This is a genomic window from Mesorhizobium loti (genome assembly GCF_003148495.1).
Lineage (GTDB): Bacteria > Pseudomonadota > Alphaproteobacteria > Rhizobiales > Rhizobiaceae > Mesorhizobium > Mesorhizobium loti.
In genome coordinates this window covers 49564-58985 of record NZ_QGGH01000014.1, presented here as the reverse complement: position 1 = coordinate 58985, position 9422 = coordinate 49564, and the positions used below count along the sequence as shown (strand labels likewise).

Genomic DNA, 9422 nt, shown 5'->3' with positions numbered 1-9422 from the left:
GACGTTTTGGGCTCCTAGCATCTTTGCCGGTCTGGTCAAAGCCCTTGGCAGTGGCCTGCTGCTGTTGGCGAGAGGCATGTTGTGCACGCGCGGACAATGAGCGCGGGCAGCCATGATAGGAATTTTTTCTTGATCCGGTGACGGCAGCTATGCTACATATTTGTCGATGGTGCTGATTTGCGCCAGCGACCCGCCGCCGTGGCGGGTTTTTCATGTCTGGCGGCTCGCCGCGAAATGTCCGGCTCTTGGGCTGCCTGAGCGAGCTTGCCAAGCCGGCTTGCCCCCAGTCAGCTTGCCATGACGCGTCGCAGCCTTTATCGCCTCCCCCTTGTACAAATCTGCGCAGGACTGACCATGACCCGACCGATCATCGTGTTCGACCTCGACGGTACTCTGATCGACACGGCGCCGGACCTGCTCGACAGTCTGAACCACAGCCTTGCCGCCAGTGCGCTTGCGGCGGTCGACGAGGCCGGCTTCAGGCGCTTTGTCGGTCACGGCGGCCGCGTGATGATCGAACGGGCGCACGCGGCCCAGCAGCGGTCGCTCGATGTCCAGGAGCACGACCGGCTGCTGAAACTGTTCCTCGACCACTACACGATCAACATCCCCGGCAAATCGCGCCCCTACCCCGGCGTCGTCGAGGCGATCGCGCGCTTCGAAGATGCCGGCTATCTCCTGGCCATCTGCACCAACAAATACGAGGCCAACTCGCTGGCGCTGATCGAGGCGCTCGGCCTGACCAGGCATTTCGCCGCAATCGCCGGACAGGACACGTTCGCCTTCCGCAAGCCCGACCCGCGCCATCTGATCGAGACCATCAAGCTGGCCGGCGGCGACCCGCATCGCGCGCTGATGGTCGGCGATTCGCAAACCGACATCGACACCGCCAAGGCAGCCGGCATTCCGGTGGTGGCGGTCGATTTCGGCTACACCGACCGCCATGTGCGCGAGTTCGAACCTTCGGCAGTGATCTCGCATTTCGACGCGCTGACGCTCGATCTGGCGCAGAAGCTGATCGCTGCTGCCGGAAACTGACCGGAAAGCGCCGGCGCCGGTCGGAGACGGGGCGGAAAGGACGGCAAATCCGATCCTTGTCGGAACGCCGGACACCGCCTTGACTTCCCCAGCCTGCCTCCCTTATATCGCGGCTCGCTTGGCCTTCGGGCAACGAGCGGGCGATTAGCTCAGCGGGAGAGCACACCCTTCACACGGGTGGGGTCGCAGGTTCAATCCCTGCATCGCCCACCATCTAGCCAACAAGATTGGTTGGATGATTTGGCTTCCATGGAAATCCCTGAAAAAAGCTGACTGGCGCGTGATCAGAAAAGACCGTCGGCGGGTTGGGCTTGTGGTGCAAGATCAGGCGCTATCGTCGAACGCCTCCCAACGGTCGATCCGGCCTTGCCAATAGACGATCTCCTTGCCGTCGATTTCCCAGGCGACCTCCCCGGCAAACGGAAGCCACATATTGCCGTGACGGCGATAGTCGGAGAAACGGCCGCGCCATGGCGTTGGCAGGATTGGTGCCGTGGCCGAACGCGGCCTGTCGGGCGCGAAGGCACCAGCAATCCTCCCGTCGCCGTCGAGGCTGAGCGTGACTTCGACCGCTGTTTCTCCCATACCGGCGCTCACGGCGAGCCTGTCGGGACCGTCTTCCCGCCAGCGCAGCGCGCTGTTGAGCAAAATAGCGTCGGGCGCCCAGGCAAGTTCGGCGAGGTATCGCATCAGCTCGCCGCGCATAAGCGCCGACGAGTGCTCGGCGCGGGCGAGCGGAATGACGCCAAGCGCCATGATATCAAGCTGCCCCTGGCCGCCTTTCAAGGCATCGCGCGCCGAGATCATACCAAAGGGACCAAACCGCGCCCGCCAATCGAAGGCACATTCGGAAGTCGAGATCGTCTGCGTTGCGGTAAATGACATCCAGGACGTGGCTTCAAGCTTCTGTTTCATCCGTCCTGTTTGCTTGAGCTTGACCGTCGTTCGGCTCGTGCCGGGTCTGACACCGAGCCGCAGCGCAAGGTCATGGACAGCGGCCGGCAACCGCTTCCCGATTAGAACAGCATCCTCAGCCATTAAGCGGCCTTCCTATCTTGACGCATTGCTCCACCTCGCGAGGGTGGCCGCTATCCCAGCCACATAGAGGGTACCGAAGATCAGCTTGTTGTGACGTGCAAGCCATTCTGGAAGGTAGATATCGAAGTTGTCGCGCCGCTCGTCGGTGTAGCGCGCGGCAACGGATGTGAGCGGGCATTGCCATCCGTTCAGGACCAGCACGAGCACCTCTACCAGGACGACACCGATCGATAGGGCGGCATGGACATAGTCGTCCCGCAAGGCGAACACCCAGATTGCGAGGATGCACGCGACGAAAAAGACCCAGACGATGGTGTGAATGACCTTGATGGTCACGAGCCGCGCCGCCGAGGAGGATGAGCCCTGCGCAGGAGCGTTCAAGATAGGATCACACTTTCCGCGGGCCGGCGTGCCGAAAAGGGGAGCGCGGCTCCATAGCCGAAGCGCATGACGAGATCAGGTCGCCGACCGGGCAGACCGACAAGTGCCGCCAGGTCCGGCCGCAGGCTGGCGACTTCGACGGGCTGGTTGATGAAAGCATGCTTGAGGCCGAGCGCGGTGGCTTGCAACGCGAAACGCTGGCAGGCGCGGCCCGCCAGGACCCAATGCTCACGGTCTTCCTTCCGCGCGACGAAGACGGCGATACCTGCCGAAGAGGCGAGTTGTCTTGCGTATTTTTCGTTCTCGGCTTTGGCTTTGAAAACGAGATCGAACATAATCGGACCAAGCCAGGCCGGAAGGGCGGGATTGCCGCTTGATGCACTGAAGAGGCCGTCACCGGTCAAGATCGCCTGCCGGGGGCTGAAGCGCAGCCAAGCCTTCAGCTCCCGCACGAAGGCGGCGTCGGCGATCTGCGCGGTGTTGCCCGCGAGGACCAGGTCGCGCACGCGCTCGATCCGTGCCCGATCCGTGGTCAGAACGAGATCGACGCCCGGCACGGCCGCAGCGGCGGAAAGTGTCTGCAAGTCGCGGTTGCAGACGGCTTTGCCGTCGTAGTCGCCGCGCGTTGATTGCCGCTTTGGGATCGCATCGAACAGAGCGGGCTCGGCAGGTGCCCCACCCCCGAACGTGTACATCACGCCACCGTCATTCTCCGGCCCGAAACTGAGTTCGCCCGGCCTGCTTCGGGCGCCGCAGGCAATGGCCAAATTCTCAGCCGCGCAGCCAAGGCTGGCGAAAAGATGGTGATTGTCGGGGTCAACGATAGCGATCTGTCGCGTCAAGTCGGGCAGGATTTCGATCCCGGCGTCGCTGATCCTGAACCGCCACGGCTGGGTGTTGTGGCTGTTCGCCGCCAGCGTAGCGTAGCGGATCAGGTCGCTCATCCCAGGCGCTTGCGTCAATGCCGAGCGGGTCGCGGCCACCGAGGCGTTGTAGTCCTCCATCGAACCCATGTTTCGGAGCCCTAAAAAGGCAACTCCGGCACCGGCGACCACGAGGGCGCCTCCGCCAACCAGATAATGCCGCCTGTTCATCGAATTGGCCGATCTGTCTTCGACAAGTGCGAAGCGGCCAGAAGTGACCGGTGCGGTTGTCTCTGGAAGACGTAACCGTCAAATGCGACATCGGTTCCCGATGATGCATCGCCTGGAAGAAACGGGCGGCTCTGCGCCGCGCTTCCATAGGCTTGACGAACGCCTCAGCAACTACAATCCGCCCCTTCCCCGCCAAAATTCTTCTGAGCGAAATTCAAGGCGCTGCTTTAGCTCGTGTAGCTCTGGAACTGGCAAACGTCCGAGCCGTTTCGGACCTTCATCTGCTCGAGATCCCAGAACGAAACCTCGATGCGGTCGTTGGCGCAATAGACCGTGTAGCGTTCCGGCTCCAGCGCTCGGGCTTTCTGCACGGGCACGGAAACGGCCGGGATGGAAAGCACTGACAGTGCAAGCATGACGATGTGACGTGTGCGCATTTAAACCCCCAATGAACCCGCCGGCCCACTATGGCCACGGATAGTGAAGCGGCGCATCGTGGTTTTTTGGTGCTCGGCCTTCTTCCGGACCGCGGTACGTCTGTGGGCCGAAGTGGCCCTGCATTCCAGCTGTGGAATAAAGGTAAAGTCGGCGATGTCTGGTTGTGCCGATGGGCCGGTCGAGCCACGGTCAGCGCTTCATCGAGTGCAGGATGGCCTGCATGTGCTCTTCCAGGTCGAGTTCACCCCGAGCCTCAGTGGTCAACAGGTAGTCGGCCTTGGCCCGGCGGTCGCCTCGGCTGATCGCAGGATAGGAGCAGATGGCCAGCAATGCTTCCTGTTCAATCCGGTCTGCCCTCTTGCGTTCGTGGCTGCTACTGCCCGCTTGATGAACAACCCTGTGAAGCCCGACATAGGTGGCTTCATGGGCCCCGATCAGCGCCCGCAATTCGGGTGAGGCATCTTCCCCTTCAGCAAACGTCGGTTCAATGACCGAGGCCACGGCGGTGAACGCAAGAAGTGTACGGCGGGTGACTTTGGGCATGCCTCATATCCTGCTGTCTGATCATGCAGGCACACCATAGCACCGGCGCAACGGTTCGAAGAGATGCCCTGGGACGTGACCACACTGTCTGCTGACAAAATGTATTCGCTCCCGCAGCTCGCCCTCCTGGCGGCAAGTGTGGCCTTAAGTCGCAACGATTGGCTTCCGAAAGCAGGGCCTCGGGCTTCATTGACGCGGCGACCAACACCATATTGTGATCCACAGCCCTCCAAAACGAGAGAAGCTCGCCCTGACGCGGTCGCACTGCGGCCGTCAGCCGGCAATGGCTATGAACCAGGAACCTGAAAAACCATGCCTGAAAATATCAGACTGACTTCGAGAGACGTCCCCCTCATTCAGCTAGGCCTCTATCAGTGCCGCTTCCCGGTGAGCGAAGACCGGTCAGTACCCGGCGGTTACCGTTTTTGTGCTGGGCCAACTTCGCCGGATCGCGTCTATTGCGATCACCACCACAGCATCGTGACCGCCGTCGACCCTCGTCGAACCCGTTCAGGTCTCCACCTCGCACAACGACGCGCCGCGTAAGTTAAGCGGGCGGTGGCCTTTCGAACAGGCAGCAAGCGCCAACATCCTATGGCCACGAATAGTGAAGTGGCGCATCCGTGGTTTTTTGGCGCATGGCTTTTTTCTTCCGGTTAACTGCAAATCAGCGCGCTGAATGGCCCTGCATTCCAGCTGCGGAACAAACCGGCACGCCAGCGAGTTTCTGTCCGAGGAAAATTGAGGGAAAGCCATGTCCAGATTTCTGCTGGCGACCAGCGTCGCCGTTCTTCTTGCCGTCGGGCCGGCTTTGGCCGCGGACGACGCTCCGCTGCCGCTGCCCAATGCCAAGAAATTGTCGGAGATCATCGCCAAGGTCGAACAACGCGACGGCTTTCGCTATGTGAAAGAGGTCGACTGGGATAGTGGCGCCTACACCGTCACCTACTACACGGCGGACAAGGCAAAGGTCGAAATCACCTACGATCCGGTGACGGCCGAGCCAAAATAAGGGTTCGGCCGCAAGGCCCGTATCCGACGCGAATGCGCTGGCGCATTCTCGACCACAGGGCAATCGCTTCAGGTTTCAAATTCGTCAGCCTTTCCGAGCGTTGGCGCCGCCCCTCTCCTGCCTGCCGGCATCCTCTCCCCGTATAGTGACGGGGAGAGGGGCGCTCTAATCGCCGATTTCGCCAATCACCAGCGTCGCCAGAATGGTGCTGAAGTTGCGGCCAGCCTCCTTCTCCCCGTCACTATACGGGGAGAAGTGCCCGGCAGGGCGATGAGGGGCAGCGCCGACTTCGGCGATCGATGGTTTCAGCTACAAGTCGAACTTGTCATTTGTCTGAAGCGATTGCCCTGGCCTCGCCCCAAATTGTTCACTCTTGGAGTATGAAGTGAAACCAGGGCGCTGGCGGCGCCTTGGGCAATCCTGTCGGCTTGGGGGCAAGCATGCGATATTCCGTTCGAATCTTTTCTTTGCTTGTGCTCGTTACCTTCCTGGCCGGCGGCATCCTGGGTGCCGCTCCGGCGCTGGCCGACGGGCCGTCCTTCGACTGCGGCAAGGCACGTCTATCGGCGGAAAAGGCGATCTGTGCCGACCCGCAGCTGTCGGCCATCGATGTGCTGATGTCAAAGGCGTTCAAGGATTTCGAGCCGGCGTTCGGCGGCGACAAGCGCATGATCGCCCGCGGGCTGATCGCCGACCGCAATGCCTGCGGGGGCGACACGGCCTGCATCGTCAGCGCGCAGAACAACGCGCTGCAAACCTATGGCAATGCCCAGTCATGGGTGCAGGATTACAACATCGCGCTGATGGGCAAAAAGGCGCTGGAAGCCGCGGCACACAACCCGGCAGGGACCGACCAGCCCCTGCCCCTAGGGATCGGGCAATGCGCGTCCACACACATCGAGACGCTCACCACACGGCTGGGCGACGACCCGCTGGAAACGGCCGGTCCCGAAGCGGGCAGCGCCGCGACATTCACCAATGGCGGCACCGCCGTCTCCTATGATCGCGAACCTGGCCTGGTCGCCTCGAAGGTCGGCGAACCGGTCGAGATGTGCCTGATCTCGATTCCCAGGGATTGTCCGAAGGACGATGAGCGCGGTCGGGTTTACTACGGCATCGACCTCGCCATCAAAGGATCATGGGCCCTGCCCGACTCGCAGCATTTGTGCGGCGGCGCCTGAATAGGCCACTTGGTGTTTCGCGACAGCCGCCAAGGGCGCCTCCCCTTGCGTCAGTCTCGCTTTGATGGCTGACTGCGGCGCTAGACGCCGCATTGGGGGATGGGCATGGCGACGGCGAAGCATGTACTAAAGCGCGTGTTGATGATGTTAGCCGGCTACTTTGTGTCGGTGCTGGTTGGCCTGATCGCCATCGCGGTCATCTATGCCGCGCTCAGTTCCTTGCCCAACGCGCCCGATTATTTCGACGTCATGGGCGTTTCGCCGATCGCGGTCCTGGTGGTGCCGCCGCTCGGCATGTTCGTCTATTTCCTGACGATTGTGGTGACCGCGCTGCAGACGCTGATCTTCGCGCTGATTGCCGAGTTCTTCTCGTTGCGCAACTTCCTGCTGCACATGGTCTTCGGCGCCGCCGCCGCGGTCGGCGGTTTCGCCCTGATCTGGCCGAGTGCGCCGGAGGACATGGACCCGGAACGCTGGGCCGACATCGGCATCATTGCCGCTGCCGGCCTTGTCGCCGGGTTGCTCTATTGGCTGATCGCTGGGCGGGACGCCGGCTTCCGGCGACCGCTGTCCGAGCGATAGAGGCCGAGGGGCTTCTTGACTCAACTCGACGGCGAACGCACCGCCTCGGTGGCGTCCAGGGCCTGCTTCAGCCGTGTGTCGCGGTCGTAGACGTCGCCGAAATACTCGACCTTGCCGGACAGGTCAGGCCAGGCGGTGAAATAGGCGACATAGACAGGGATCGTGCGTGTCACATTCTCGGTCGAGTGGCCGTGCTTCAACTTCTCGGCGATGTCGTCCACCGAGGTGCCGAGCACCGCGGCCGCCATGCCGCGCGGGTCCTGCAGCCGCACGCAGCCATGGCTGAGCGCACGCATGTCTTGCTTGAAGAACGATTTCTGCGGCGTGTCATGCATGTAGATCGCGTGCTTGTTGGGGAACAGGATCTTCAGCTCGCCCAGCGCATTGGCCTCGCTCGGCTGCTGGCGCACGCTGTAGGGGATGTTGGCGCCATAGGCGCCCCAATTGACCGCCGACGAAGGGATGCGCTTGCCGCGCGAATCGGTCACCTCATAGCCGGCCCGGTCGAGATAGCCCGGATCGTTGCGCAGTCTGGGCAGCATCTCGTTGACGATGATCGACTGCGGCACGCCCCAATAGGGATGGAAATCGACCTGCTTGATCTGGTCGTAGAAGAAGGCGGTCTGGTTGGTGGTCCGGCCGACGACCACACGCGTCTTCAGCTTCTCCTCGCCATTGTCGATGTAACTCGCGGTGAAGGCCGGCTGGTTGATGAAGACACGCGGGCTGCCGAGATCGGAGGGCAGCCAGCGCAGTTCTTCCAGCGCCACTTCCACCTTCAGCAGCTTGTCGGCCTTGGATGTTCCGGCCAGCGTCGCGACGGTGCGCGGCCCGATGACGCCGTCGCCCTTCATGCCTGCCTTTTGCTGCACGGCCTTGATGATCGGAACCAGTTCCGGGTCATAGACTTCGCTGGTGGCCAGCCTCGACAGGACCTCGCCATAGGCGCCGCCCGTCTCGTCATCGAGATTGCGCGCGATCAGTGTCAGCAGCTTCGGCAGTTCGGGGCTGGTTTCGCCCGGCTTCAGCAGCAGTTTGGGGTCGACGACGATTTCGTTTTCCGCACTGGCCTGCAGGGATTCCAGTTCGACGCGCAGCGCCTGGTATTCCGCATTCTGCGGATGCCGCGATTCGAGATAGGTGCGCACTTCCTGGGTATGCGCCAGCGTCTTCAGCACGCCTTGCAAGTCGAGCGGCTTGGCCGGGAAATCATAGTAGCCGGTCATGCGGTTGGGCTCGACGCGGCCGTTCTGGGCGTCATGGGCATAGCGCAGCACGCGCGCCGACAGCGCCATCTCGAAGCGGACGAGCTCTTTCAGTTGCGCATTGGCGTCAGCCGTCGATGTTCCGGCGGTTGGCACTTCGACCGTGTAGTCGGCGGGTGTGAGGCCATAGCTTGCAGCCTCGCCAAGGACGCGCACCGCATCCTGCGCACGGCTGTTGAGGCTGGTTCCGGTTACCCAGATGAAATCCGGATTGGCCGAGTAATAGGCGATCAGCGCCTTGGCGATATCAGGCTCGGCGTAGAGTTCGTAGTCACCCAAGCTGGCAACCGCATCACGAAACGCAGCACCCGTGGCTGACGGAACGAAGGCAGCGTCCTGCGGGGTCGCCGGCTGCGGCGCTGCAGTCAGCGCCGAGAAGTCGATGCGGACCAGCCGATCGGCCTTGTAGGTGTAGTAGGACGGGCTGCTGATTTTCACACCGCCGCCGGCGCCGGCCGGGGCTTTTGGCTTGTGCTTCGGTGGCGGTGGCGGAAACTCGCCTTGCGGCGCGCGCTTGACGCCGCCGCCGAAAAGCATGTCGAAGAGCCCCTGCGCGCCTGCCTGAGGCACACCGAAAGCGAGCGTCGCCGTGATCGCCATCAGCGGCATCACGGTTGCTTTGTTTCCGAGGAATTTCATGGATCACCCGCTCCGGTCGCAACCGGTTCCCGTTCCGCACGCTCGATCGTCCCGCTCACCGCATGGCGGATGTAAGGCGCGACTATACTGATTCATACCGATTTCGTTAAGCTTTCATAAATTTTGGAACGCCTGTTGCAGAACGGTTTCACAACATCGTGACGGCTGGAGCAGAAGGTGTTTCCGCTCCAGCCGTGAAATCCCTTGCGGA

At 62.1% G+C, this 9422-nt stretch carries 10 protein-coding genes and 1 tRNA gene; 5 read left to right on the top strand and 6 right to left on the bottom strand.

The window, feature by feature from the left end; genetic code table 11:
- Positions 1-354: 354 nt before the first annotated feature.
- Positions 355-1038, top strand: coding sequence for a phosphoglycolate phosphatase (locus C8D77_RS30640; RefSeq protein ID WP_109671251.1), 684 nt, complete (start codon positions 355-357; stop codon positions 1036-1038).
- Between the two features lie 138 nt (positions 1039-1176).
- Positions 1177-1251, top strand: a tRNA-Val gene (locus C8D77_RS30635).
- A gap of 111 nt (positions 1252-1362) precedes the next feature.
- Here the strand turns inward: C8D77_RS30635 and C8D77_RS30630 are convergent.
- The 5 genes from C8D77_RS30630 to C8D77_RS30610 form a co-directional block, all read right to left on the bottom strand.
- A complete protein-coding gene (locus tag C8D77_RS30630; RefSeq protein WP_109671250.1) occupies positions 1363-2076 on the bottom strand; it encodes a DUF6920 family protein in 714 nt (237 codons plus the stop codon).
- 12 nt (positions 2077-2088) lie between these two features.
- Positions 2089-2457 carry a hypothetical protein gene (locus tag C8D77_RS30625; protein ID WP_109671249.1) on the bottom strand — a complete coding sequence of 123 codons (369 nt, stop codon included), beginning with the start codon at positions 2455-2457 and terminating at the stop codon, positions 2089-2091.
- Positions 2454-3512, bottom strand: a complete 1059-nt coding sequence (locus C8D77_RS30620) for an Acg family FMN-binding oxidoreductase (RefSeq protein ID WP_342770062.1) — start codon at positions 3510-3512, stop codon at positions 2454-2456. The genes C8D77_RS30625 and C8D77_RS30620 overlap by 4 nt, the downstream gene beginning before the upstream one ends.
- 266 nt (positions 3513-3778) lie before the next feature.
- Positions 3779-3988: a hypothetical protein gene (locus C8D77_RS30615; RefSeq protein WP_109671247.1), complete on the bottom strand. Its 210-nt coding sequence runs from the start codon at positions 3986-3988 to the stop codon at positions 3779-3781.
- 190 nt (positions 3989-4178) lie between these two features.
- Entirely contained in the window at positions 4179-4532 is a 354-nt protein-coding gene (locus tag C8D77_RS30610) for a hypothetical protein (RefSeq protein ID WP_109671246.1), read from the bottom strand.
- A 754-nt stretch (positions 4533-5286) separates the two neighbouring features.
- Here C8D77_RS30610 and C8D77_RS30605 point away from each other — a divergent pair.
- From C8D77_RS30605 to C8D77_RS30595, 3 genes are all read left to right on the top strand, one after another.
- Positions 5287-5544, top strand: coding sequence for a PepSY domain-containing protein (locus C8D77_RS30605; RefSeq protein WP_109671245.1), 258 nt, complete (start codon positions 5287-5289; stop codon positions 5542-5544).
- 473 nt (positions 5545-6017) lie between these two features.
- The gene (locus C8D77_RS30600; protein ID WP_245951922.1) at positions 6018-6725 is read left to right on the top strand and encodes a lysozyme inhibitor LprI family protein; all 708 of its coding nucleotides are present in this window, start codon (positions 6018-6020) and stop codon (positions 6723-6725) included.
- 99 nt (positions 6726-6824) lie between these two features.
- Positions 6825-7307 (top strand): hypothetical protein, encoded by a 483-nt coding sequence (locus C8D77_RS30595; RefSeq protein WP_170136862.1) that lies wholly within the window; start codon positions 6825-6827, stop codon positions 7305-7307.
- Positions 7308-7327: 20 nt separating this feature from the next.
- Here the strand turns inward: C8D77_RS30595 and C8D77_RS30590 are convergent, their stop codons facing one another.
- On the bottom strand, positions 7328-9211 hold the full coding sequence (locus C8D77_RS30590) for a L,D-transpeptidase family protein (protein WP_109671243.1): 1884 nt from the start codon (positions 9209-9211) through the stop codon (positions 7328-7330).
- Positions 9212-9422 lie beyond the last annotated feature (211 nt).

Bases quoted from the DNA above. Each gene is read 5' to 3' on its own strand.
- C8D77_RS30615 (WP_109671247.1), bottom strand. From the start codon at position 3,988: ATGCGCACACGTCACATCGTCATGCTTGCACTGTCAGTGCTTTCCATC.
- C8D77_RS30610 (WP_109671246.1), bottom strand. From the start codon at position 4,532: ATGCCCAAAGTCACCCGCCGTACACTTCTTGCGTTCACCGCCGTGGCC.
- C8D77_RS30630 (WP_109671250.1), bottom strand. From the start codon at position 2,076: ATGGCTGAGGATGCTGTTCTAATCGGGAAGCGGTTGCCGGCCGCTGTC.
- C8D77_RS30640 (WP_109671251.1), top strand. From the start codon at position 355: ATGACCCGACCGATCATCGTGTTCGACCTCGACGGTACTCTGATCGAC.
- C8D77_RS30595 (WP_170136862.1), top strand. From the start codon at position 6,825: ATGGGCATGGCGACGGCGAAGCATGTACTAAAGCGCGTGTTGATGATG.
- C8D77_RS30605 (WP_109671245.1), top strand. From the start codon at position 5,287: ATGTCCAGATTTCTGCTGGCGACCAGCGTCGCCGTTCTTCTTGCCGTC.
- C8D77_RS30590 (WP_109671243.1), bottom strand. From the start codon at position 9,211: ATGAAATTCCTCGGAAACAAAGCAACCGTGATGCCGCTGATGGCGATC.